Genomic DNA, 24,628 nt, shown 5'->3' with positions numbered 1-24,628 from the left:
TACTGAGGTTATTTTAGCTGGAGGGAAATAATGGATAAAGAATTTAGAAAATTAATATTAGCCTCCTCAGGAAATTCTTTCACCTTGTATTTGGAGATGATAATATCATTCACGCTAATCACATATCATTGGAACGGTGGAGCGATATACTCATCTTTATATACAATTTCATATGCTGCATCGTTACTATTTCTAACGCCCTATGTTTCGTCATTTGTGGATGAAAATATAAAACCAAAAAAGTACATTATTATCATTTCGTTACTTTGCGGTGTTATTACCACTTTTCAATACAACATTGATGACATTAATATATATATTCTTTATTCTTTTATTAAAAACATCCTTCGTTTATTTTTAGGACCTTCTAATTTTTTAATATTAAAAAACATATCAACCAACCAATTTGAAAAAAACTTTAGTTATTGGCAGATTTTATTTCAAATATACAAAATGTCGGCCCCGTTATTTTTAGGTTTTATTCTTATCTATTACTCAGTAAAACAAATTATTATTTTAATATCAGTGCTTTATTTTATTTCAGCAGTCTTATTATATTTTTGTTTCAGAACCATTGATTAATGTTAACCGCAAAAAAAACAAGATATCACTAATTAATTACTTTAATATGATGGAAGATAATAGAATATTGTTTTCATTTATTGTTATTTCCATTTTAACTTGTTTTGGCTATCTATCAGATAGTCTAATAGCTCTTAGCTTTATGAAGCAGGGATTAAATGGAAGCCATTATAGTTTTGCTATGTGTCTTTCAGGTGTTTCAGGTGTTTCAGGTGTTCTAATTGGTTTAGTATTTGGAAAGTATAAGATTAACATATCTTTAAATATTATGTTATCTTCATTCTTTTTGTGGGGGTCGGGGTATCTTTTAATAGGAATAACAAATCAATTTAACGATTTATTTCCTGATAAAATTAATTTATTTTTTATATTTTTAGCAATGGTAATAATAGGAGTAGGATCGTCTATGAATAATATTATTGTTACCATTTATATGCAGAAATTCGCAACGAATGATAACTCGGCTAAAATATTTGGCTTAACGTCAATTTCTGTTGGTTTTTCCATGTTTATTGGCCCTTTGATAGGTTCCACAATATCTTATTTTTTTTCCATAAGCATCGTTTTTTTTACAACATTTATAGGTATTTTTTTAACCATAATTGTGGTTGTTTTAATAAATCGTAAATCCACGTCATGACACAGTTTTACTGAGGGCCAGTGGAGAGTGTATTAGAGAAGGTATTAAAAGACAATTTAATGTTGTAAATAAATTTTTTGTTGTTTTTTAGATATGCCAAGTTTATTTATATTCATAACTTGGCTATTTAAATTAATATGAATTATGATTAATAAAAAATAAATTTATGATGGAGCGAGTTAAAGTTTAACTTAAATAATTGAAGTGAAATGGTTAGTGCTAAAATATATATTCGGCACTATGGGTGATGAATTTATATTGAGGGTTTTTGGTGTGATTTTATATTATGTAAGAGTTGATGGTTTATTCGGAAAATTAATTTACACTTAAGGTGTTAATTTTTTAATAATGTATTGCATAGAGTTTTCCTTAATATGGAAATATACTTTTCATGAGTTGTTAAGATTGTTTTATGAGCCGTGTAAATAATTTGATTTATTTTAAGTAATCATTTGACTGATTATTATGTCGGGTTATTTAGTGATGAGGATGAATATTTTTGTATCTAGGTAAATATTGAATGTGTGGAATTGTTCTTCCAGGAAAAATAATGGTTTCTATCGTGTTTTATAATTAAAGTGAGGTAAATGGATTTTACCTGAATGAATTATTCACAATAGCTATTCAGAAACGATGAAATTATGATTAAATTATCTGAGGTATTCGTCCACACTTCCTTTATCAGATTTATGCTTTGGTGACTTAAACGATTTTGAAAACTGTTTTTTAGTTTTTTATCGTATATATACCGGATAATACCTATATGTTGTCGTTCTTTTCAGGTATAGCCACTCATATTCTACTTACTTTTAGCTTCTTGGTAGTAAGATAACGCTTACAGAAGGCATTTAGAATTGCCAGAAAGTTGCTATTCTGCCTTTACTCACATTGCTAACATCTGTTTCTAGCGTTATGTTAATTAACTCAGCATCAATATATCGCTGAGAGGCCATTCGTCTTACTAAAATAAAAGTGGAAGGAACTTCCGATTTATTAACTTGCAAACAGAGCCTGGAGGAAAACCTATGGAGATGTTATCAGGAGCTGAAATGGTCGTCCGATCGTTAATTGATCAGGGCGTTAAGCATATATTTGGTTATCCGGGGGGGGCAGTACTGGATATTTATGATGCCCTACATACGGTTGGGGGCATTGAGCATATCCTGGTACGTCATGAGCAGGGGGCAGTTCATATGGCTGATGGTTATGCTCGTTCTACCGGGAAGGTTGGTGTGGTATTGATTACTTCCGGTCCAGGAGCAACCAATGCCATTACCGGTATTGCCACAGCTTATATGGATTCAATTCCAATGGTTGTATTGTCTGGTCAGGTAGCCAGTTCCTTAATTGGTAATGATGCATTCCAGGAATGTGACATGGTGGGGATCTCCCGCCCGATCGTGAAACACAGCTTTTTAGTGAAAAAAGCGGAAGATATTCCGAAAGTGCTGAAAAAAGCTTTCTATTTGGCCGCCAGTGGTCGTCCGGGGCCGGTAGTCATTGATTTACCAAAGGACACGGTAAATCCGGCAGTGAAACTCCCCTATATTTATCCTGAGCAGATAAGCATGCGCTCTTATAATCCGACGGTGCAAGGGCATAAAGGGCAGATTAAACGGGCACTAAAAAAACTGTTGAATGCGAAGAAACCCATCATATATGTAGGTGGTGGGGCAATTAATGCAGATTGTTCCGCAGAATTGCTGGTATTGGCAGAAAAATTCAACATTCCTGTTGTAAGCTCCCTGATGGGGTTAGGCAGTTTTCCGGCCACTCACCAGCAAAGCCTGGGAATGCTCGGTATGCACGGTACATTTGAAGCTAACAAAGCAATGCATAATTCCGATGTGATTTTTGCTGTTGGCGTACGTTTTGATGATCGTACAACCAATAACTTGGCGAAATATTGCCCGGAAGCAACTGTTTTGCATATTGATATCGATCCAACGTCAATTTCGAAAACTGTTGCCGCAGATATACCTATTGTTGGTGATGCTAAACCGGTGCTGCGGCAAATGTTGGAATTGTTGGAGACAGTGGAAGATACACAGGACCCGGATGCACTGAAAGATTGGTGGTTATCTATTCAGCAATGGCGTAGCCGTAAATGCCTCAATTTTGATCGCAGTGGTGAAAAGATTAAACCGCAAGCGGCTATCGAGGTTCTCTATCGTCTGACTAAAGGTGAAGCTTATGTCACTTCGGATGTTGGGCAGCATCAGATGTTTGTTGCATTGCATTACCCATTTGACAGGCCAAGACGTTGGATCAGTTCTGGTGGTTTAGGGACAATGGGATTTGGCTTACCGGCTGCGTTGGGGGTCAAATTGGGGAAACCGGAAGCAACAGTAGTCTGTGTGACGGGGGATGGCAGTATTCAGATGAATATTCAGGAATTGTCCACGGCGTTGCAATATGGGCTGCCAGTACTGGTTCTGAACTTGAATAACCGTTTCCTGGGGATGATAAGACAATGGCAAGACATGATTTATGCAGGCCGTCACTCTCAGTCCTATATGGAATCTTTGCCTGATTTTGTCAAACTGGCTGAAGCTTATGGTCATATTGGCATTTCTATCCAGAGTTATGACGAGCTGGAAGGTAAATTGGCAGAAGCTTTGAAAGAGGTGACTGAAAATCATCGGCTGGTATTTGTTGATGTCACAGTGGATGAAACTGAACACGTATATCCTATGCAGATCCGTGGAGGAGCAATGGATGAGATGTGGTTAAGCAAAACGGAGAGAACCTGATTATGCGCCGGATTTTATCTGTATTACTTGAAAACGAATCAGGGGCTTTGTCCCGTGTTGTTGGTCTGTTTTCCCAGCGTGGCTACAACATTGAAAGTTTAACTGTAGCACCAACTGACGATCCAACATTATCACGGATGACAATTCAGACTAAGGGCGATGCCAGGGTACTTGAACAGATTGAAAAGCAATTACACAAGCTGGTGGATGTGTTACGAGTCAGCGAGTTGGCATCGGGTTCTCATGTAGAACGTGAGATTATGTTGGTGAAATTGCAGGCCAGTGGGTATGGACGTGAAGAGATCAAGCGCAGTACCGATATTTTCCGTGGGCAGATCATTGATGTGACTTCTACCTTGTATACTGTGCAACTGGTAGGAACCAGCGATAAACTGGATGCATTTCTGGATGCCGTTCGTGACGTTGCTGAAATTGCTGAAGTTGCTCGTTCCGGTATTGTCGGTGTATCTCGTGGGGATAAAATTATGCGATGAAAAATCGCAAACTGCGGGGCAATATACATACATTTATGAGGCTCTGCGATAAAGTAGGGCCTTTTTTGGTGTCTATGAAGGAGTTAATGTGAAACTGGATGAAATCGCCCGCCTTGCAGGTGTTTCACGCACAACGGCCAGTTATGTGATTAATGGTAAAGCCAAACAATACCGTGTCAGTGATAAAACGGTAGAAAAAGTGATGGCAGTGGTCAAAGAGCATAATTACCATCCTAATGCTGTGGCAGCCGGTCTCCGTGCAGGACGCACTCGTTCTATTGGTCTGGTTATCCCAGATTTAGAAAATACCAGCTATACCCGCATTGCGAATTATCTCGAGCGCCAGGCTCGTCAGCGTGGTTATCAATTATTGATAGCCTGTTCAGAAGATCAGCCTGATAATGAAATGCGCTGCGTTGAGCACTTGTTACAACGCCAGGTGGATGCAATTATTGTTTCTACCGCATTACCGCCGGAGCATCCTTTTTATCAGCACTGGGCAAACCGCTCTTTACCTATTGTTGCGCTTGATCGTGCATTAGAAAATGAACATTTTATCAGCGTAGTGGGCGATGACTTTGAAGATGCAAAGATGTTGGCACAAGAGTTTCGTCAATTCCCCGCTGAATCTGTGCTGTATCTCGGCGCATTACCTGAACTGTCAGTCAGTTTTTTGCGTGAACAGGGATTTCGTGAAGCGTGGGAAGATGACCCTCGTCAGGTTATGTACCTTTATTCAAACAGCTATGAGCGTGATGCAGCGGCTGAAGTGTTCGCCAAGTGGTTGGAAACTCACCCAATGCCACAGGCGTTGTTCACTACCTCTTTTGCTCTGTTACAGGGAGTCATGGATGTTACGCTTAAACACAGTGGCCGGTTACCAAATCAATTGGTTATTGCGACTTTTGGTGATCATGAATTATTGGATTTCCTTGAGTGTCCGGTGCTTTCTGTAGCGCAGCGTCATCGTGAAGTGGCGGAACGGGTATTGGAACTGGTATTGGCGAGTCTGGATGAAAAACAGAAACCAAGACCCGGTATCACACGGATACATCGTGACTTATGCCGGCGAGGAAGCTTGAGTCGGAAATGATAATAAAAGCTCCTCATTAATTCTTTGATGGGGCGCTTTTGCTACCAGATTTGTAAAAGAAGTATGCAAGAACAACGTTAAGGCAATTTTTATCTGAGTGTTTCAGCGTACTCAAATGCAATTTCTTCCATACATAAATTGTTTAGTAGAAGAAAGGGCTGATAACAATGTCTTTTCAGATTGATGTTTGTCTGTTTTCTGCTTTGCTTTTACTGTTATTTATATATTAAATTGATTTTAATAATATTTATTGTGTGATGTTTTCATTGCCAATTGGTTTTAACGTTGAATGCATCAAATGAAATGATAAATATTTTTGTACATTCGTTGAATAGTAATGAAATGTAAATTATGTAAATAAATTAATAACACAATTATTTTTTCATTATTTTAGCGCAAACATTTATTCTCTTTTACTTGTAAAATTATTCAAAATTATCATGGCTTTAATTATTATTGATATTGCTAAATTTAATAATTATTCTCCTTAACTGCCAAAATTCTTCTACCAAATATAGCTAAAGCGCATCGGCTCTGGCTTGACAAGGTTTTCGTCCCATCCGTAAACTCCTTATTGTGGGGATTAGTGGGATAAAGTGGTAATTTTTGATCGCCTAAGGCAACCTGAAGATGTTTCGTGGAGCAACGTTGGTTAATCTCGATAGCAAGGGGCGGCTCGCCGTACCTACCCGATACCGGGTTATGCTAAACGAGGAATCACAAGGGCAAATGGTTTGTACCATTGACCTCCATCAGCCATGTCTGTTGCTTTATACACTACCTGAATGGGAAATTATTGAAGAAAAACTCTCCCGCTTATCCAGCATGAATCCGGCGGAACGCCGGGTACAACGTTTGCTCTTAGGTCATGCCAGTGAATGCCAAATGGATAGTGCAGGACGTCTTTTGTTAGCGAATACACTGCGTCAGCACGCAGGGCTAGCCAAAGAGGTCATGCTGGTTGGTCAGTTCAACAAATTTGAACTGTGGAATGAGCAGACTTGGTATCAACAGGTTAAGGATGACATTGCGGCTGAGCGATCTACTCAGGAACCTTTATCAGTACGGCTACAGGATTTATCACTATAAACATGGCAAACAGTCATTTTAAACATACCAGTGTATTGCTGGATGAAGCAGTCAATGGACTGAATATTCGTGAAGATGGAATCTATATTGATGGCACATTTGGTCGTGGTGGGCATTCGCGTCTGATTTTGTCGCAACTGGGGACGGCAGGTCGTTTAATTGCCATTGATCGTGATCCGCAGGCAATTGAAGCGGCAAAAGCGATCACCGATCCGCGTTTTTCAATAATACATGGGCCGTTTTCTGCATTGGCTCACCATGTAGAAGATGCCGGGCTGACCGGAAAAATCGATGGTGTATTACTGGATTTAGGTGTTTCCTCACCTCAGTTGGATGATCCGGAGCGTGGTTTTTCTTTTATGCGTGATGGGCCACTGGATATGCGGATGGATCCGACTCGCGGGCAGTCAGCGGCAGAATGGCTAATGAAAGCTGAAGCGGATGATATTGCATGGGTGTTAAAAACGTTTGGTGAAGAACGTTTCGCTAAACGTATTGCCAGAGTAATTGTTACACGTAATCAGGAAGAGCCAATTACCCGGACGAAAGCCCTGGCCGATTTGATTGCTCAGGCCAGTCCGGTGAAAGAGAAGCATAAGCATCCTGCGACAAGGAGCTTCCAGGCTATCAGAATTTATATCAACAGTGAGCTGGAAGAGATTGAGCAGGCGCTGAAGGGGGCATTACAGGCGCTTGCACCACAAGGGCGGCTTTCAGTTATCAGTTTTCATTCACTGGAAGATCGGATTGTTAAACGATTTATTCGTCATAACAGTCGTGGTCCACAGGTGCCGGCAGGATTGCCACTGACAGAAGAGCAATTGAAAGCGCAAGGTGGGCGTAGTCTGAAATCTGTTGGCAAGATGAAACCCTCAGAGGAAGAGGTAGTTGATAACCCACGGGCTCGTAGTTCTGTCCTACGTTTTGCTGAAAAAGTTAGTGAATAATGGCAGGTGAACGTCACGGGTTAACCGGTATTATCGGCAGTGATTTGCTTAGAAATGCCAAAATACCGTTGATCCTTCTAGTCGCTGTTATAGTTTCAGCCATAAGTGTTGTCACTATGACACATGAAACCCGTTTGTTGACGGCTAAAAGAGAACATCTGGTATTGGAACGTGATGCGTTGGATATCGAGTGGCGTAATTTGATCCTTGAAGAAAACGCCCTTGGTGATCACAGCCGAGTTGAACGGATAGCCGTTGAAAAAATGCATATGCAGCATGTTAATCCTGCACAGGAAAACATTGTTGTTTCACAGTGAGTCAATTGATGATTATAAGGTAAGCAATGAAAGCATCACGCTTCGCGAAGTTGAAACGGCAAGAAGATAAAGCCAGTTTTGTTAGCTGGCGTTTTGCCTTGCTGTGTGGAGGTATTGCCCTTGCTTTAATTTGCTTGCTGCTGAGAGTGGCTTACCTGCAAGTTATCAATCCGGAGCAATTGGTTAAAGAAGGGGATTTGCGTTCCCTGCGCGTACAGTCAATTCCGACTGCTCGCGGAATGATTAGCGATCGTATGGGGCGACCTCTGGCTGTCAGTGTGCCGGTAAATGCTGTTTGGGCAGATCCGAAAGAGGTATTTGAAAAAGGGGGAATGACTGATGATACCCGATGGAAAGCTTTGTCGGATGCGATTAATCTGCCGGTTGAACAACTTACCAGCAAAATTAGTGCTAATCCTAAAGGTCGCTTTGTTTATCTGGCGCGTCAGGTTAACCCATCGGTTGGTGATTATATTCATAAACTGAAATTGCCGGGAATTTATTTGCGTCAGGAATCCCGGCGTTATTACCCGTCAGGTCAGGTTACTGCTCATATTATTGGTGTGACTAACGTTGATGGTCAGGGTATTGAAGGTGTCGAAAAAAGTTTTGATCACTGGCTGACAGGTCAGCCGGGTGAACGGACGGTACGCAAAGACCGCTTTGGTCGTGTCATCGAAGATATTTCCTCTGTTGATAGTCTGGCGGCACACAATCTGGTATTGAGCATTGATGAACGTTTGCAGGCATTGGTTTACCGCGAACTGACCAACGCGGTTGCCTTTAATAAAGCGGAGTCCGGTACAGCGGTATTGGTGGATGTTAATACCGGCGAAGTGCTGGCAATGGCAAACAGCCCATCTTATAACCCAAATAATCGCATCAATACGTCAAAAGAAGCGATGCGTAACCGTGCTATCACCGATATTTTCGAGCCGGCTTCAACAGTTAAGCCTCTGGTGGTCATGGCCGCGCTGAATGATGGTATTGTTAAAGAAAATACCGTTATTAATACAGTGCCTTATAGGATCAGCGGCAAGGAAATTAGAGATGTGGGCCGTTACTCAGAATTATCTATCACGGGTATCTTACAAAAATCAAGTAACGTTGGTGTTTCTAAGCTGGCGTTAGCGATGCCTGCGACAGAGTTAGTGGATGTTTATTCACGCTTTGGGTTGGGAAGACCGACCAATCTGGGGTTGGTCGGAGAAAGCAGTGGCTTATATCCAATAAACAGGCAACGGTGGTCAGATCTTGATAGGGCCACCTTTTCTTACGGCTATGGGTTGATGGTTACGCCATTACAGTTAGCGCGGGTCTATGCAACGATTGGCAGCATGGGTGTTTATCGCCCCTTGTCGATTACTAAGGTTGATCCACCCGTGCCAGGTACAAGGGTATTTCCTGAGCCAATTATGCGCACGGTCGTCCATATGATGGAAAGTGTGGCTTTGCCCGGTGGTGGTGGAACACCCGCAGCGATAAAAGGTTATCGGATTGCAATCAAAACCGGCACTGCGAGGAAAGTCGGGCCGGATGGCAAATATGTTAATCGATATATCTCTTACACCGCAGGTATTGCTCCTGCAAGTAATCCAAGATTTTCACTGGTTGTGATCATTAATGATCCACAAGCAGGTAAGTATTACGGCGGTGCGGTTTCTGCGCCGGTATTTGGTGCCATTATGGGCGGTGTTCTGCGCATCATGAATGTGGAGCCGGATGCTTTGGCGGCAGGTGATAAAAATGAATTTGTGATTAATAAGAAAGAGGATACAGGTGGCAGATCGTAATCTACGCGATTTACTCGCGCCATTGGGTATTGATGCCCCAGAGTGCGTGTTACGCGAAATGACATTGGACAGCCGTAAATCGGCTGCCGGAGATCTGTTTGTTGCCATTAAAGGGCATCAGGCAGATGGTCGACACTACATTCCTCAGGCCATCGCACAAGGTGTCGCGGCGGTTATTGCAGAAGCCCTGGGCGAAGCTGATAACGGGACTGTGCAGGTTATGCACGGTGTTCCGGTTGTTTATGTGAGTGATTTGAATAATAAGTTATCACAATTAGCCGGTGAGTTTTATCGCCATCCTGGTAATAAATTGCGTCTGATTGGTGTTACTGGAACCAATGGAAAAACAACCACTACTCAATTAATTGCTCAGTGGAGTCACGGATTAGGTGAAACTAGTGCAGTAATGGGAACTGTTGGTAATGGATTACTGGAGCGAGTGGCGCCGAGTGAAAATACCACCGGTTCAGCCGTTGATATTCAACTGGATCTGCAACAACTTGTTCGGCAAGGGGCGACCTTTGCGGCAATGGAGGTTTCTTCTCACGGGCTGATTCAGGGTCGGGTGGCTGCGTTGCCATTTGAGGCGGCGGTATTCACCAATTTGAGCCGTGATCATCTTGATTACCACAGTGATATGGAGCACTACGAAGCAGCTAAGTGGTTGTTATTCTCTATTCACAATGTGAAACAACAAATCATTAATGTTGATGATGATATTGGCCTGAAGTGGTTATCCCGTTTATCACAAGCAGTTGCTGTGACGATGGAGAACCGTCTGCCGGAAAACTGGCAGGGGCGTTGGTTGGCGGCTCGTGAAATAAAATATTACGATAAAGGTGTCTCTATTACTTTCGAGTCTAGTTGGGGAGGCGGTACAATTGATAGTTCTCTGATGGGAGCATTTAACGTCAGTAACTTGTTGTTGGCACTTTCTACTTTATTAGCATTGGATTATCCACTAGAAAAACTACTTGAAACAGCTTCCTGCTTAGAACCTGTCTGCGGGAGAATGGAAGTATTCACTGCACCGAGTAAACCAACTGTTGTTGTCGATTATGCTCATACGCCTGATGCATTGGAAAAGGCGTTGGTAGCTGCTCGTTTGCATTGTAAAGGTAAGCTTTGGTGCGTTTTTGGTTGTGGTGGTGATCGTGATAAAGGCAAACGCCCTTTGATGGGAGGCGTAGCAGAGCAGTGGGCTGATTATGTGATTGTGACTGATGATAACCCGCGCAGTGAAGAACCACAGGCAATCGTTGCTGACATTCTGACGGGTTTTCTTGACCCGGGGCGAGCAATAGCGATTCATGGCCGTGTTGAAGCGGTAACCAGTGCCATCATGCGGGCAAGAGCAGATGATGTTGTATTGATCGCGGGTAAAGGTCATGAAGATTATCAATTGGTAGGTCATCGTCGCTTGGATTACTCAGATCGATTGACTGTTGCCCGGTTGCTGGGGGTGATCGCATGATTTCCCTTACACTGCAACAACTGGCGCAAGTTACTGATGGCGTACTGAAACAGGTTACTGAACAGCAGGCCGCAGATATCTATATCAGTGATGTTACTACTGACAGCCGCAAAGTTGGAAATGACAGTCTGTTTATTGCATTGAAAGGTGAGCGTTTTGATGCCCATGATTTTTCTGTTGATGCAGTAAATGCGGGGGCCAGTGCTTTGTTGGTCAGCCGTGTACTGGATGTTCATTGTCCGCAAGTCGTGGTCAAAGATACTCGTCTGGCTATGGGTAAATTGGCTGGCTGGGTTCGTCAACAGAGTCACGCTCGTGTCGTTGCGCTGACAGGGTCATCCGGTAAAACATCGGTGAAAGAGATGACCGCTGCGATTCTGCGTCAGTGCGGTAATACGCTCTATACTGTGGGTAATCTGAATAATGATATCGGTGTGCCGCTGACATTGTTCAGACTGACAGAACAACATGAGTTTGCCGTGATTGAATTAGGTGCAAGCCATATTGGTGAGATTGCCTATACCACGGAAATGACCCGACCAGAAACGGCACTGGTAAATAATCTGTCTACTGCACACTTGGAAGATTTTGGTTCTCTGGCGGGTATTGCAAAAGCGAAAGGGGAAATTTTTGTCGGTCTTCCAGAAAATGGTACTGCCATTATCAATATGGAAAGCAATGATTGGACGCACTGGCAACAAGTTATCGGTGACAAAAAAGTACAGCGTTTTTCCATACAACAAGCATCAGATACTGATTTTTACGCTACAGATATTCAGGTCAAACAGTTGACTACGGACTTTTGTCTGCATACTCCCGCTGGCAGCACAGAAATCACTTTGCCATTACCGGGAAAACACAATGTTGCCAATGCGTTAGCTGCCAGTGCGTTGGCAATTTCTGTTGGCGCAACGTTAAAAGATGTCCGTCTTGGCTTATCCGGGCTGAAACCTGTATCAGGTCGGTTGTTTCCAATCAATCTGGCAGAAGGAAAATTGCTGCTTGATGACACTTATAACGCCAATGTCGGTTCGATGACCGTTGCGGCTCAAGTGTTATCACAAATGCCGGGTTACCGGGTAATGGTTGTTGGTGATATGGGTGCGTTGGGTGAACAATCAGAAGACTACCATCGTCAGGTTGGTGAAGCTGCGGCTTTGGGGGGTATCGATAAGGTATTCAGTGTGGGCGCGTTAAGTGTTCACATTAGTGAAGCGAGTGGATGTGGACAGCATTTTGCGGATAAAGCCGCGTTGGTTGCAGCGTTGGTTCCACTATTACAACAACACACAGTGATTTCCGTTTTAGTTAAAGGTTCGCGCAGCACTGCGATGGAAGATGTCGTCAGCGCATTACAGGAGAGCTTCACATGTTAGTTTGGCTGGCCGAATATCTGGTCAAGTATCACACCGGCTTTAATGTCTTTTCTTATCTGACGTTTAGAGCCATCGTCAGCCTGCTGACTGCACTGGCTATCGCATTATGGATGGGGCCGCGTTTAATCGCTTTCCTGCAAAAATTACAAATTGGGCAGGTTGTTCGCAATGATGGGCCGGAATCTCACTTTAGCAAGCGTGGTACACCGACGATGGGGGGATTGTTGATCCTGTTTTCAATCACGATTTCTGTACTGTTGTGGGCTCGTTTGAATAACCCCTATGTCTGGTGTGTACTGACTGTTCTGATTGGCTACGGCATTGTTGGTTTCGTGGATGATTATCGCAAAGTTGTGCGCAAAGATACTAAGGGGTTGATTGCCCGTTGGAAGTATTTCTGGCAGTCCGCTCTGGCATTGGGTGTGGCATTTACGATGTACAGTGTTGGGAAAGATACCCCAGCAACGCAATTAGTCGTGCCATTCTTTAAAGATGTGATGCCGCAACTGGGTGTGCTTTACATTCTGTTGACCTACTTCGTGATTGTCGGGACCAGCAATGCGGTGAATCTGACTGACGGGTTGGATGGTTTGGCAATTATGCCAACCGTTTTTGTTGCGGCGGGTTTTGCCCTTGTGGCATGGGCAACAGGTAACGTCAATTTTGCCAATTATCTGCATATTCCTTACCTGAACTATGCGGGTGAGCTGGTTATCGTCTGTACTGCGATTGTTGGCGCTGGATTAGGTTTCCTGTGGTTCAACACTTATCCGGCTCAGGTTTTCATGGGTGATGTGGGCTCTTTGGCATTAGGTGGTGCACTTGGAACCATTGCTGTGTTGCTGCGCCAGGAATTTTTGCTGGTAATTATGGGTGGTGTATTCGTAGTAGAAACCCTATCAGTCATCTTGCAAGTGGGTTCTTTTAAACTGCGTGGACAGCGTATCTTCCGTATGGCACCTATTCACCATCATTATGAATTGAAGGGCTGGCCGGAACCGCGCGTTATCGTGCGTTTTTGGATTATTTCTCTGATGTTAGTACTGATTGGCCTGGCAACATTGAAGGTACGTTAATCATGGCAGATTATTTGGGTAAAAAAGTCGTCATTATCGGGTTGGGGTTAACCGGCCTCTCCTGTGTTGACTTTTTTATGGCGCGAGGTGTGATCCCCCGTGTGATGGATACCCGTTCAACACCGCCTGGCAGAGATAAATTACCTGATGATGTTGAGTGTCATAGTGGAAGCCTAAATGTTGGTTGGTTAATGGATGCTGACTTGATTGTTGCAAGTCCAGGGGTTGCTCTGACAACAGTCGAATTGCAGGCTGCGGCTAATGCAGGCATTGAAATTGTTGGTGATATCGAGTTGTTTTGCCGTGAAGCAACAGCACCGATAGTCGCAATTACGGGTTCTAATGGCAAAAGTACTGTCACCAGCCTGGTTGGTGAAATGGCGAAAGTGGCTAATTGGCAGGTGGGTGTTGGCGGTAATATTGGCCTTCCCGCATTAGAATTATTGAAGAAATCCTGTCAGCTTTATGTTTTAGAACTTTCTAGCTTCCAGTTGGAAACCACATATAGCCTGAAAGCAGCGGCAGCTGCTGTGCTTAATGTGACTGAAGACCATATGGACCGTTATCCGCAGGGCTTATCTCAGTACCGGGCAGCTAAATTGAGAATTTATCATCAGGCGAAGAGATGCGTTGTGAATGCTCAGGATGCTCTGACATTACCTGAAACGGGTATGGACAGCCGTTGTATCAGCTTTGGTGTCGATTGTGGTGACTACCAGTTTGATAGTGAAAGTGTACTTTTGAAAATCCACAACCAATTACTGCTGGCGACAGATGAAATTAAACTGACAGGGCGGCATAACTACGTCAATGGATTGGCTGCACTGGCGTTAGCCGATGCGGTTGGGATTCCCCGTAAAGCTAGTTTGGCGGCATTGAAAGTTTATCCGGGGCTTAACCATCGTTTCCAACTTGTCCATTTGAAGAATGGGGTGCGCTGGATTAACGATTCTAAGGCGACGAATGTTGGCAGTACGGAAGCGGCGCTTAATGGTCTGAAGGTGGATGGCACTCTTTATTTGTTGTTGGGGGGGGAGGGTAAGTCAGCAGACTTTTCACCGCTCAAGCCTTTTCTTAGTGGAAATAAAGTTCGGCTTTACTGCTTTGGCCTTGATGGGAAACGACTGACACAACTCCGTCCAGAAATGGCGACATTGACTGAAACGATGGAACAGGCGATACGCGATATTGCACCGCGATTGGTTGCCGGCGACATGGTGCTGTTATCTCCTGCTTGTGCAAGCCTTGATCAGTTCCGTAATTTTGAACAGCGCGGTCATGAGTTTGCCCGTTTGGCAGAGGAGTTGGGCTGATGTCTATTCCGGGGTTCAGTAGATTAAAAGACTGGGTTATTGGTGGTCGTGAAACTGATGTCACCAATATGGTGTTGTACGATCGCACACTGGTTTGGCTGACACTCGGATTGGGGATTATCGGTTTTGTCATGGTGACTTCGGCATCAATGCCGGTTGGGCAGCGTCTTGCAGAAGATCCTTTTCTGTTTGCCAAACGTGATGCGATTTACCTATTGCTGGCTTTCGGGTTGTCATTAATCACACTACGTATTCCGATGAATTTCTGGCAGCGCTATAGCAACCTGATGCTGCTTATTTCCGTTATTCTGCTGCTGGTTGTGCTGGTGGTAGGAAGCTCAGTAAACGGTGCATCGCGTTGGATTGCTCTTGGGCCTTTGAGAATTCAGCCTGCTGAATTATCGAAACTTTCTTTGTTTTGCTATCTCGCCAGTTATTTGGTGCGCAAAGTAGAAGAAGTACGGAATAACTTCTGGGGATTCTGTAAGCCAATGGGCGTGATGGTCGTGTTGGCCGTATTACTTTTGGCTCAGCCTGACCTGGGAACGGTGGTAGTGCTATTTGTAACAACATTAGCCATGTTATTTCTGGCGGGAGCAAAACTATGGCAGTTTCTGGCGATTATTGGTTCAGGGGTATTCGCGGTAGTTTTGTTAATTATTGCTGAACCTTACCGTATACGCCGTGTAACTTCCTTTCTGGATCCCTGGGAAGATCCGTATGGCAAAGGTTATCAGTTAACGCAATCTTTGATGGCTTTTGGTCGTGGGGAGTTTTTAGGGCAGGGGTTAGGAAATTCAGTACAGAAGCTGGCATACCTGCCGGAAGCACATACTGACTTTATTTTCTCTGTTTTGGCAGAAGAATTAGGTTACGTAGGTGTGGTTTTGGTGTTGTTAATGATATTCTTCGTCGCTTTTCGCGCGATGACTATAGGTCGTCGCGCATTGCAGATGGATCAGCGTTTTTCCGGTTTTCTGGCTTGTTCGATTGGTATCTGGTTCAGCTTTCAGGCTCTGGTTAATGTTGGGGCAGCTGCGGGTATGCTGCCGACTAAAGGGCTGACTTTACCTCTGATTAGTTACGGTGGTTCAAGTTTGCTGATTATGTCGACAGCTATCGTATTGCTATTAAGAATTGATTTTGAAACACGCTTGGCAAAAGCACAGGCGTTTGTAAGGAGTCCACGATGAGTGGCAAAACCCGACGTTTGATGGTGATGGCAGGTGGAACCGGAGGGCATGTCTTTCCGGGTCTGGCTGTGGCTCATCATTTAAAAGACCAAGGCTGGGAAGTTCGCTGGTTGGGAACAGCCGATCGCATGGAAGCTGATTTAGTGCCAAAACATGGCATTGAGATTGAATTTATTCAGATTTCTGGCCTGCGTGGTAAAGGGATCAAAGCACTGTTAGTCGCGCCGGCACGAATTTTCAAAGCAATTCGTCAGGCAAAGGCGATTATACGTCGTTATCAGCCAGATGTTGTGCTCGGAATGGGGGGATATGTTTCTGGTCCGGGTGGCATTGCTGCGTGGATGAGTGGCGTTCCGGTTGTCCTGCATGAGCAGAATGGTATTGCCGGGCTGACAAACCGGTGGTTGGCGAAAATTGCGATAACTGTTTTACAGGCATTTCCCGGTGCATTTCCAAAAGCGCCTGTTGTTGGGAACCCTGTTCGCGAAGATGTGCTGGCATTACCTACACCTGAGCAACGTTTGACAGGGCGTGAAGGCCCAATTCGGATTTTGGTTGTTGGTGGCAGTCAAGGGGCGAGAATTCTAAACCAGACGATGCCTGAAATTGCTGCCCGTATGGGTGATAAAATTACTGTCTGGCACCAGACAGGTAAAGGGGCTAAAGAAAGTGTTCGGAATGCCTATAACAGTTCAGTTAAATGCAAACATAAAGTTACTGAATTTATTGACGATATGGCGCAAGCTTATGCTTGGGCTGATCTGGTGATTTGCCGTTCTGGCGCGTTGACAGTCAGCGAAATGGCAGCGGCTGGATTACCTGGGATTTTTGTCCCATTTCAGCATAAAGATCGCCAGCAATACTGGAATGCGTTACCACTGGAAAGAGCTGGCGCGGCAAAAATACTGGAGCAACCACAATTTACGGTTGATGCAGTCATCGAATTATTAATTCAGTGGCAACGTCCACAATTGTTGAAAATGGCAGAGAAAGCCCGTTCAGCAGCAATTATTGATGCAACTGAGCGAGTATCGGCGGTATTAATCAATGCCGCGAAAAAATGATTCAGATCGTCTTAAACAGGACGGTGAAGTAAACCCATATAGTGAAGAAAAAAACGTGAATACACAACAATTGGCGAAATTAAGAGCTTTCGTGCCTGAGATGAGAAAAGTCAGGCACATCCACTTTGTCGGCATTGGTGGTGCTGGCATGGGAGGGATCGCCGAAGTGTTGGCTAATGAAGGTTATCAGATTAGTGGATCTGATTTGGTGCCAAATCCAGTCACTCGGCAACTCACTAAACTGGGTGCTCAGATTTACTTTAACCATCGTCCTGAAAATGTACTGGATGCCAGTGTTGTTGTGGCTTCAACCGCAATACTGGCGGATAACCCGGAAATTATCGCTGCGCGTGAAGCTCGAATTCCGGTCATTCGCAGAGCAGAGATGCTGGCAGAACTGATGCGCTACCGTCATGGTATTGCTATTGCCGGTACTCATGGCAAAACAACAACAACAGCGATGGTTTCCAGCATCTATGCACAGGCTGGCTTAGATCCCACTTTTGTTAATGGTGGTTTAGTTAAAGCCGCAGGAACACATGCTCGTCTTGGCAGCAGCCGCTATTTAATTGCGGAAGCTGATGAAAGTGATGCTTCTTTCCTGCATTTACAGCCAATGGTAGCGGTAATTACAAATATCGAAGCGGATCATATGGATACTTATCATGGTGACTTCGAAAACCTGAAACAGACGTTTATCAATTTCTTGCACAATTTACCTTTTTACGGGCGTGCGGTGATGTGTATTGATGATCCGGTTGTCAAAGAGTTAATCCCCCGTGTGGGACGCTATATCACGACTTATGGCTTTAGTGAGGAAGCAGACGTACGTATCACTCATTATGAGCAAAAAGGGGCTCAGGGATATTTTACTGTCAGTCGTCAAGATATGGCTGATCTAAAGGTCGTATTGAATGCACCGGGTCGCCATAATGCGCTGAATGCAGCAGCAGCAGTTGCTGTTGCGACTGAGGAAGGCATTTCTGGCAACCATATTCTGGCTGCGTTGGCAGGTTTTCAGGGTACCGGGCGTCGTTTTGATTTTCTGGGGAGTTTTTCTCTGAAACATGTTAACGGCAAAGAGGGCAGTGCAATGCTGGTTGATGATTATGGTCATCATCCAACGGAAGTGGATGCAACTGTTAAAGCAGCCCGTGCTGGTTGGCCGGATAAACGTATCGTGATGGTATTTCAGCCTCATCGTTATACCCGGACCCGTGATCTTTACGATGACTTTGCCAATGTATTGAATCAGGTCGATGTATTACTGATGCTGGATGTTTACTCTGCTGGTGAAGCCGTTATTCCAGGGGCGGATAGCCGCTCGTTGTGCCGTACAATCCGTAGCCGCGGTAAGTTGGATCCCATTCTGGTATCTGATCCGGAAAAGGTAGCTGCTGTGTTGGCTCAGGTACTGGACGGTAATGATTTAGTTCTGGTTCAAGGTGCCGGGAATATAGGCAAAATAGCACGTAATCTGGCTGAAACAAAATTACAGCCATCTTTGAATGAGGAAAAACACAATGGCTGAGAAAGTCGCGGTACTGCTGGGAGGAACTTCCGCTGAACGTGAAGTTTCACTGTTATCGGGACAAGCCGTGCTGGCTGGATTGAAAGAAGCAGGTATTAATGCACATCCGGTTGATACAAAAGATTTTCCTGTCACTCAGCTGAAAGAGGCGGGGTTTGAGAAAGTTTTTATCGCGCTTCATGGGCGTGGTGGGGAAGACGGTACTTTGCAAGGTGTCTTAGAGTTTTTGCAGTTGCCTTATACTGGTAGTGGCGTGATGGCTTCTGCATTATCGATGGATAAATTGCGGACAAAACAGTTATGGCAGGGGATCGGGCTAACTGTTTCACCTTATGTTCCAATTAATTCTAAGCAATTTGAACAATTTACTGATTTGCAACTCAAAGAGTATATAGCCGATTTAGGTTTGCCATTAATTATTAAGCCAAGCCTGGAGGGTTCCAGTGTTGGAATGACTAAGGTGAACGAGATTTCAGAGTTGCGTGGTGCGCTGGAAACGGCATTTCATTATGACACTGACTTGCTGGTAGAAAAATGGTTGTACGGCCCGGAATACACGGTAGCTATCCTCGGTGATATGGCTTTACCTTCTATTCGTATTCAGCCCGCTGCTGTTTTTTATGACTATGATGCAAAATATCTGTCTGAGGAAACAAAGTATTTTTGTCCAAGTGGCTTAAGTGATGAAAAAGAGCAACAACTGACAGAACTGGCACTTAAAGCTTATAAGTCAGTTGGATGCAGCGGCTGGGGCCGGGTGGATATCATGATGGATACTGATGGTGGTTTCTATCTGCTGGAAGTGAATACTTCCCCAGGGATGACCAGTCATAGTCTGGTGCCGATGGCGGCACGTCAGGCCGGGTTAAGTTTTTCACAGTTGGTGGCAAAGATTCTGGAGTTGGCTGATTGATATGTCTCAAGCGGCCCTGAAAGTAAGGGAACGGGATAACGAAAATAACAGTTCCCGCCCCAGTAATGGCTCTTATTTGGCAGGGCTTATTTTCTTCCTGATGGTTCTTGGGACCATTGTTTGGGGGGGCTGGGCAGTCCTGAACTGGATGAAAGATGCTAATAGATTGCCTATTTCAAAACTAGTGGTAACGGGTGAGCGTCACTACACTACCAATGATGCTATCCGGCAGGCAATTTTGTCATTAGGGCAACCGGGAACTTTCATGACGCAGGATGTGAATATTATTCAGCAACATATTGAACGGATGCCGTGGATCAGACAAGTCACTGTTCGTAAACAGTGGCCTGATGAACTGAGAATTCATCTGGTAGAATATGTTCCTTATGCGCGTTGGAATGACTCACAGATGCTGGATGCAGAAGGGCTGGTATTCAGTATACCGGCTGAATGGGAAGCTAAAAGTAGTTTTCCGATGCTTTATGGTCCACAAGGCAGCGAGAAAGAGGTACTGGATGGCTATCGGGCTATGGCTAAACTTCTTGCTGCCAATAAATTGAAACTGAAAGTGGCGGCAATGACTGCACGTCGCTCTTGGCAACTGACACTGGATAATGATATCCGGCTGAAGTTGGGAAGAATGGATACAACAGGCCGTATTAAACGTTTTATCGAGCTTTATCCGCTGCTACAGCAGAACACAGAGAAAAGAGTAGATTATGTGGATTTGCGTTATGACAGTGGTGCGGCGGTAGGTTGGGCACCTTTACTAATTGATGCTCCTAATGCCCGGGTCAATGGGCAATAAACAGTTACTGGCAATAATATAGAGGCAGGCAGAACAACAATGATCAAATCGACGGACAGAAAATTAGTAGTTGGCCTTGAGATTGGCACAGCAAAGGTATCTGCCCTTGTTGGTGAAATTCTGCCCGATGGTATGGTTAATATTATCGGGGTGGGAAGCTGTCCATCCCGCGGTATGGATAAAGGCGGTGTAAACGACCTGGAATCGGTTGTTAAATGTGTACAGCGGGCTATCGATCAGGCTGAATTAATGGCGGATTGCCAAATTTCTTCTGTTTATCTGGCGTTATCTGGAAAACATATCAGTTGTCAGAATGAAATCGGGATGGTTCCTATTTCTGAAGAGGAAGTCACCCAGGAAGATGTAGACAATGTTGTTCACACTGCCAAATCCGTTCGTGTACGTGATGAATACCGGATTCTGCATGTTATTCCTCAAGAATATGCGATCGATTATCAGGAAGGCATTAAAAATCCGGTGGGACTTTCCGGCGTGCGTATGCAGGCGAAAGTTCACTTGATTACCTGCCATAATGATATGGCGAAAAATATTGCAAAAGCCGTTGAACGCTGTGGTTTAAAAGTCGACCAGCTTATTTTTTCCGGGCTGGCTGCCAGCTATGCTGTGTTGACTGAAGACGAGCGTGAACTGGGTGTTTGTGTGGTAGATATTGGCGGCGGGACGATGGATATTGCAGTGTATACCGGCGGAGCACTGCGTCATACCAAAGTCATCCCTTATGCAGGTAACGTCGTCACCAGCGATATTGCTTATGCCTTTGGTACTCCACCAAGTGATGCAGAAACGATAAAAGTACGCCACGGTTGTGCGCTAGGTTCGTTGGTTAGCAAAGATGAAAGTGTGGAGGTACCAAGTGTTGGTGGGCGCCCACCACGTAGCTTACAGCGCCAGACACTGGCTGAGGTCATTGAGCCGCGTTACATCGAATTACTGAATTTAGTGAATGATGAAATCCTGCGATTGCAGGAACAGTTACGCCAGCAGGGTGTTAAACACCATCTGGCTGCGGGTATTGTCCTGACCGGTGGTGGTGCTCAGATTGATGGTTTGGCTGAATGTGCCCAGCGTGTATTCCACGCTCAGGTGCGTATTGGTCAACCTCTTAATATTACTGGTCTGACGGACTATGCGCAGGAACCCTATTATTCAACAGCAGTAGGGTTGCTGCATTACGGAAAAGCCTCTCACCTTAATGGTGATGCGGATATTGAAAAACATGCTTCAGTGAGTCGCTGGTTTAAAAAAGTCAGTAGCTGGCTGAAAAAAGAGTTTTAATTTTATACAGAGACTGCATCTGTTTTTTTGGTCTCGATATAAAGGCACAAAGCGGAGAGAAACTATGTTTGAACCAATAGAATTAACCAATGACGCGGTGATTAAGGTCATCGGCGTCGGCGGGGGCGGCGGTAACGCTGTTGAGCACATGGTGCGCGAGCGCATCGAAGGTGTTGAATTCTTTGCAGTAAATACGGATGCTCAGGCATTGCGTAAAACTGCTGTCGGCCAGACTATCCAGATTGGTAATGGTATTACTAAAGGTCTGGGGGCTGGTGCAAACCCGGAAGTTGGCCGTACTGCTGCGCAAGAAGATCGTGATGCATTGCGCACTGCTCTTGATGGCGCGGATATGGTATTTATCGCTGCGGGTATGGGCGGTGGTACTGGCACCGGTGCAGCACCTGTGGTAGCTGAAATTGCAAAAGAACTTGGCATTTTGACGGTTGCCGTCGTTACCAAACCTTTCAATTTTGAAGGTAAGAAACGTATGGCCTTTGCTGAACAAGGGATCACTGAACTATCCAAACATGTGGATTCATTGATTACCATTCCTAATGACAAACTGCTGAAAGTTCTTGGTCGCGGTATTTCATTATTGGATGCTTTCGGGGCGGCGAATGACGTCTTGAAAGGGGCGGTTCAGGGTATCGCTGAACTGATCACACGTCCAGGTCTGATGAACGTTGACTTTGCTGACGTGCGTACTGTGATGTCTGAAATGGGCTACGCGATGATGGGTTCGGGTATTGCACAGGGTGAAGACCGTGCAGAAGAAGCTGCTGAAATGGCGATTTCCAGCCCGCTTCTGGAAGATATCGACTTGTCAGGTGCTCGTGGTGTTCTGGTTAACATTACCGCTGGCTTTGATCTGCGTTTGGATGAGTTCGAAACTGTGGGTAACACTATTCGGGCATTTGCATCGGATAATGCAACCGTTGTTATCGGTACTTCTCTGGATCCAGATATGAATGATGAGTTGCGTGTAACTGTGGTTGCTACGGGTATTGGTATGGATAAGCGCCCTGAAATTACGCTGGTTACCAATAAAGTATCTCAGTCAAGCGTAATGGAACACCGTCATCAGCAAATGTCTGGCGGTATGTCTTCGTTGTCAGAAGAAAATAAACCCGCTGCAAAAGTGGTGAATGACCAAAGCGCACAAACTAGCAAGGAACCTGATTATTTGGATATTCCTGCATTTTTGCGTAAACAGGCCGATTAATAGCTAAAAAATTGGATTCTCCGCTTTTTGTGCTAAACTTCCCCGCCAGCCATAGTGTATAGTGGTTGGCAGGATGGATAACATTGCGAGATAAAATGATGATCAAACAAAGGACACTTAAACGTATTGTTCAGGCGACTGGTGTCGGTTTGCACACCGGTAAGAAAGTCACGCTGACAATGCGCCCAGCACCGGCTAACACCGGGGTCATCTATCGCCGCACTGACTTGAATCCACCGGTTGATTTTCCGGCAGATGCAAAATCCGTGCGTGATACTATGCTCTGTACTTGTTTGGTAAATGAGCATGACGTGCGAATCTCAACGGTCGAGCACCTGAATGCAGCGCTTGCAGGGCTGGGTATTGATAATATTATTATCGAAGTTGACGCGCCAGAAATTCCTATTATGGATGGCAGTGCCAGCCCGTTTGTTTTCCTGCTGTTAGATGCGGGTATTGAAGAGCTGAACACATCTAAAAAATTCCTGCGTATTAAAGAAGCTGTGCGTGTGCAAGAGAGCGATAAGTGGGCAGAGATGACACCTTATAATGGTTTCAGTCTGGATTTCACTATTGACTTTAATCACCCTGCGATTGATTCAAGTTCTCAACGTTACTGTCTGGATTTTTCGGCAGAAGCGTTTGTTCGCCAAATCAGTCGTGCGCGTACTTTCGGTTTTATGCGTGATATTGAGTACTTACAATCTAAAGGCTTATGTTTAGGCGGCAGCTTTGATTGTGCAATTGTTGTTGATGACTATCGCGTGCTCAATGAAGATGGCCTGCGTTTTGAAGACGAATTTGTCCGCCATAAGATGCTGGATGCAATTGGTGATCTGTTTATGTGTGGCTACAATATCATTGGCGCATTTACTGCGTTCAAATCTGGTCACGCACTGAACAATAAACTGCTCCAGGCAGTTCTGGCTCAAGAAAGTGCATGGGAACTGATCACTTTTGAAGATGAAGCTGAAATGCCGCTGGCTTTTCGTGCTCCATCAACTGTAATGGCATAACGCTTAGTGTGCCAGAGGATAACTCAATGATGCATCTCAGTGGGTTATGCTATCAGTGATTTGGTTCTCGCTGATGTTCTTTACTCAGCGTTAGTATTTCTTCTTAGCTGTGCTGGCACTCTCTCCGGCCAGTGCAGCTAATCGTTCTAACCTTTCCTTCAGCTTTCTTGGACTACGATTCGCTAATATAATGAGTTCCTTAGCACTTTCCTGGCTTAACTGACGTACCGGTAAGGTTTTGTGATTGTCACTCATTGTTTTTGCGAAGCTCTGCGCACTATTGTTATGCTTAATCATTAGTGATGGGTTAATCCTGATGTCGATAGAAGACAATGATGGTAGAATTTCACTCCTTAACGCAGAGAGTAACGTTGGCAGCTCGTAACGCAATCTGGTCATCCAACTGGCGTTTCCTGCTTCCAGTATCAGAATTTGTTTGCGATAATTGGCGACCCGGCACCACGGATGTAGCTGTGCGGGAAGCAGGCTGGTAACGGCACGGTTAAGTTTTAACAAAGCGACGGCACGTTGTTGGACAACATGTAGCGGGTTTTTCTCAACGGCAGCAGCGTCTTCAAAAAGAACATCTAATGATTGTGGGCGGCTATCGCGCATAATAAAAATAGCTCCGATAT

Annotated in this window: 22 protein-coding genes; 21 read left to right on the top strand and 1 reads right to left on the bottom strand. The window is 44.5% G+C overall.

Annotation, left to right across the window (positions count from 1 at the left end):
- Window positions 1-30: 30 nt before the first annotated feature.
- The 21 genes from C5470_RS22785 (at window position 31) to lpxC (ending at window position 23,993) form a co-directional block, all read left to right on the top strand.
- Window positions 31-582, top strand: coding sequence for a hypothetical protein (locus C5470_RS22785; RefSeq protein WP_242687901.1), 552 nt, complete (start codon window positions 31-33; stop codon window positions 580-582).
- A gap of 46 nt (window positions 583-628) precedes the next feature.
- Window positions 629-1,222, top strand: a complete 594-nt coding sequence (locus C5470_RS22780) for an MFS transporter (protein ID WP_242687899.1) — start codon at window positions 629-631, stop codon at window positions 1,220-1,222.
- Window positions 1,223-2,247: 1,025 nt separating this feature from the next.
- Window positions 2,248-3,975, top strand: coding sequence for an acetolactate synthase 3 large subunit (gene ilvI / locus C5470_RS10380; RefSeq protein ID WP_166288498.1), 1,728 nt, complete (start codon window positions 2,248-2,250; stop codon window positions 3,973-3,975).
- 2 nt (window positions 3,976-3,977) lie between these two features.
- On the top strand, window positions 3,978-4,469 hold the full coding sequence (gene ilvN / locus C5470_RS10375; RefSeq protein ID WP_023043363.1) for an acetolactate synthase small subunit: 492 nt from the start codon (window positions 3,978-3,980) through the stop codon (window positions 4,467-4,469).
- Window positions 4,470-4,557: 88 nt separating this feature from the next.
- Window positions 4,558-5,562, top strand: coding sequence for a catabolite repressor/activator (cra, locus tag C5470_RS10370; RefSeq protein ID WP_166288495.1), 1,005 nt, complete (start codon window positions 4,558-4,560; stop codon window positions 5,560-5,562).
- 630 nt (window positions 5,563-6,192) lie between these two features.
- A complete protein-coding gene (gene mraZ / locus C5470_RS10365; RefSeq protein WP_021323947.1) occupies window positions 6,193-6,651 on the top strand; it encodes a division/cell wall cluster transcriptional repressor MraZ in 459 nt (152 codons plus the stop codon).
- Between the two features lie 2 nt (window positions 6,652-6,653).
- Complete coding sequence (rsmH, locus tag C5470_RS10360) at window positions 6,654-7,598, top strand: 16S rRNA (cytosine(1402)-N(4))-methyltransferase RsmH (protein ID WP_166288492.1); 945 nt, start codon at window positions 6,654-6,656, stop codon at window positions 7,596-7,598.
- The gene (ftsL, locus tag C5470_RS10355) at window positions 7,595-7,915 is read left to right on the top strand and encodes a cell division protein FtsL (protein ID WP_166288585.1); all 321 of its coding nucleotides are present in this window, start codon (window positions 7,595-7,597) and stop codon (window positions 7,913-7,915) included. The genes rsmH and ftsL overlap by 4 nt, the downstream gene beginning before the upstream one ends.
- Window positions 7,916-7,941: 26 nt before the next feature.
- Window positions 7,942-9,708 (top strand): peptidoglycan glycosyltransferase FtsI, encoded by a 1,767-nt coding sequence (locus C5470_RS10350; protein ID WP_166288489.1) that lies wholly within the window; start codon window positions 7,942-7,944, stop codon window positions 9,706-9,708.
- Window positions 9,695-11,182, top strand: coding sequence for a UDP-N-acetylmuramoyl-L-alanyl-D-glutamate--2,6-diaminopimelate ligase (gene murE, locus C5470_RS10345; protein ID WP_166288486.1), 1,488 nt, complete (start codon window positions 9,695-9,697; stop codon window positions 11,180-11,182). Before C5470_RS10350 ends, murE begins: the two co-directional genes overlap by 14 nt.
- Window positions 11,179-12,558: a UDP-N-acetylmuramoyl-tripeptide--D-alanyl-D-alanine ligase gene (murF, locus tag C5470_RS10340; protein WP_036842740.1), complete on the top strand. Its 1,380-nt coding sequence runs from the start codon at window positions 11,179-11,181 to the stop codon at window positions 12,556-12,558. Before murE ends, murF begins: the two co-directional genes overlap by 4 nt.
- The gene (mraY, locus tag C5470_RS10335; protein WP_166288482.1) at window positions 12,552-13,634 is read left to right on the top strand and encodes a phospho-N-acetylmuramoyl-pentapeptide-transferase; all 1,083 of its coding nucleotides are present in this window, start codon (window positions 12,552-12,554) and stop codon (window positions 13,632-13,634) included. The genes murF and mraY overlap by 7 nt, the downstream gene beginning before the upstream one ends.
- Before the next feature lie 2 nt (window positions 13,635-13,636).
- Complete coding sequence (gene murD, locus C5470_RS10330; protein WP_166288479.1) at window positions 13,637-14,947, top strand: UDP-N-acetylmuramoyl-L-alanine--D-glutamate ligase; 1,311 nt, start codon at window positions 13,637-13,639, stop codon at window positions 14,945-14,947.
- Window positions 14,947-16,140: a cell division protein FtsW gene (ftsW, locus tag C5470_RS10325; protein WP_036842745.1), complete on the top strand. Its 1,194-nt coding sequence runs from the start codon at window positions 14,947-14,949 to the stop codon at window positions 16,138-16,140. The genes murD and ftsW overlap by 1 nt, the downstream gene beginning before the upstream one ends.
- On the top strand, window positions 16,137-17,204 hold the full coding sequence (murG, locus tag C5470_RS10320) for an undecaprenyldiphospho-muramoylpentapeptide beta-N-acetylglucosaminyltransferase (RefSeq protein ID WP_166288476.1): 1,068 nt from the start codon (window positions 16,137-16,139) through the stop codon (window positions 17,202-17,204). The genes ftsW and murG overlap by 4 nt, the downstream gene beginning before the upstream one ends.
- Before the next feature lie 55 nt (window positions 17,205-17,259).
- A complete protein-coding gene (gene murC, locus C5470_RS10315) occupies window positions 17,260-18,735 on the top strand; it encodes a UDP-N-acetylmuramate--L-alanine ligase (protein ID WP_166288582.1) in 1,476 nt (491 codons plus the stop codon).
- The gene (locus C5470_RS10310) at window positions 18,728-19,648 is read left to right on the top strand and encodes a D-alanine--D-alanine ligase (protein WP_166288473.1); all 921 of its coding nucleotides are present in this window, start codon (window positions 18,728-18,730) and stop codon (window positions 19,646-19,648) included. Before murC ends, C5470_RS10310 begins: the two co-directional genes overlap by 8 nt.
- 1 nt (window position 19,649) lies before the next feature.
- A complete protein-coding gene (gene ftsQ / locus C5470_RS10305) occupies window positions 19,650-20,456 on the top strand; it encodes a cell division protein FtsQ (protein ID WP_036842751.1) in 807 nt (268 codons plus the stop codon).
- Between the two features lie 39 nt (window positions 20,457-20,495).
- On the top strand, window positions 20,496-21,752 hold the full coding sequence (gene ftsA, locus C5470_RS10300) for a cell division protein FtsA (protein ID WP_012777290.1): 1,257 nt from the start codon (window positions 20,496-20,498) through the stop codon (window positions 21,750-21,752).
- Window positions 21,753-21,816: 64 nt separating this feature from the next.
- Window positions 21,817-22,977, top strand: a complete 1,161-nt coding sequence (ftsZ, locus tag C5470_RS10295; RefSeq protein WP_166288470.1) for a cell division protein FtsZ — start codon at window positions 21,817-21,819, stop codon at window positions 22,975-22,977.
- Between the two features lie 98 nt (window positions 22,978-23,075).
- Window positions 23,076-23,993, top strand: a complete 918-nt coding sequence (lpxC, locus tag C5470_RS10290; protein ID WP_166288579.1) for a UDP-3-O-acyl-N-acetylglucosamine deacetylase — start codon at window positions 23,076-23,078, stop codon at window positions 23,991-23,993.
- Between the two features lie 90 nt (window positions 23,994-24,083).
- Here lpxC and C5470_RS10285 read toward each other — a convergent pair whose 3' ends face one another.
- Window positions 24,084-24,608, bottom strand: coding sequence for a DUF721 domain-containing protein (locus C5470_RS10285; RefSeq protein ID WP_166288467.1), 525 nt, complete (start codon window positions 24,606-24,608; stop codon window positions 24,084-24,086).
- Window positions 24,609-24,628 lie beyond the last annotated feature (20 nt).

The organism is Photorhabdus stackebrandtii, assembly GCF_011189495.1.
In the GTDB taxonomy this organism is placed as follows: Bacteria; Pseudomonadota; Gammaproteobacteria; order Enterobacterales; family Enterobacteriaceae; genus Photorhabdus; species Photorhabdus khanii.
The sequence above is the reverse complement of the archived record's forward strand: the minus strand, read 5'-3'. Positions and strand labels throughout refer to the sequence as shown.

Excerpts from the sequence above, each read along its gene's own strand:
- C5470_RS22785 (WP_242687901.1), top strand. The coding sequence starts at position 31 with ATGGATAAAGAATTTAGAAAATTAATATTAGCCTCCTCAGGAAATTCT.
- C5470_RS22780 (WP_242687899.1), top strand. The coding sequence starts at position 629 with ATGATGGAAGATAATAGAATATTGTTTTCATTTATTGTTATTTCCATT.
- ilvI (WP_166288498.1), top strand. The coding sequence starts at position 2,248 with ATGGAGATGTTATCAGGAGCTGAAATGGTCGTCCGATCGTTAATTGAT.
- ilvN (WP_023043363.1), top strand. The coding sequence starts at position 3,978 with ATGCGCCGGATTTTATCTGTATTACTTGAAAACGAATCAGGGGCTTTG.
- mraZ (WP_021323947.1), top strand. The coding sequence starts at position 6,193 with ATGTTTCGTGGAGCAACGTTGGTTAATCTCGATAGCAAGGGGCGGCTC.
- rsmH (WP_166288492.1), top strand. The coding sequence starts at position 6,654 with ATGGCAAACAGTCATTTTAAACATACCAGTGTATTGCTGGATGAAGCA.
- C5470_RS10350 (WP_166288489.1), top strand. The coding sequence starts at position 7,942 with ATGAAAGCATCACGCTTCGCGAAGTTGAAACGGCAAGAAGATAAAGCC.
- murF (WP_036842740.1), top strand. The coding sequence starts at position 11,179 with ATGATTTCCCTTACACTGCAACAACTGGCGCAAGTTACTGATGGCGTA.
- mraY (WP_166288482.1), top strand. The coding sequence starts at position 12,552 with ATGTTAGTTTGGCTGGCCGAATATCTGGTCAAGTATCACACCGGCTTT.
- murD (WP_166288479.1), top strand. The coding sequence starts at position 13,637 with ATGGCAGATTATTTGGGTAAAAAAGTCGTCATTATCGGGTTGGGGTTA.
- ftsW (WP_036842745.1), top strand. The coding sequence starts at position 14,947 with ATGTCTATTCCGGGGTTCAGTAGATTAAAAGACTGGGTTATTGGTGGT.
- murG (WP_166288476.1), top strand. The coding sequence starts at position 16,137 with ATGAGTGGCAAAACCCGACGTTTGATGGTGATGGCAGGTGGAACCGGA.
- C5470_RS10310 (WP_166288473.1), top strand. The coding sequence starts at position 18,728 with ATGGCTGAGAAAGTCGCGGTACTGCTGGGAGGAACTTCCGCTGAACGT.
- ftsQ (WP_036842751.1), top strand. The coding sequence starts at position 19,650 with ATGTCTCAAGCGGCCCTGAAAGTAAGGGAACGGGATAACGAAAATAAC.
- ftsA (WP_012777290.1), top strand. The coding sequence starts at position 20,496 with ATGATCAAATCGACGGACAGAAAATTAGTAGTTGGCCTTGAGATTGGC.
- ftsZ (WP_166288470.1), top strand. The coding sequence starts at position 21,817 with ATGTTTGAACCAATAGAATTAACCAATGACGCGGTGATTAAGGTCATC.
- lpxC (WP_166288579.1), top strand. The coding sequence starts at position 23,076 with ATGATCAAACAAAGGACACTTAAACGTATTGTTCAGGCGACTGGTGTC.
- C5470_RS10285 (WP_166288467.1), bottom strand. The coding sequence starts at position 24,608 with ATGCGCGATAGCCGCCCACAATCATTAGATGTTCTTTTTGAAGACGCT.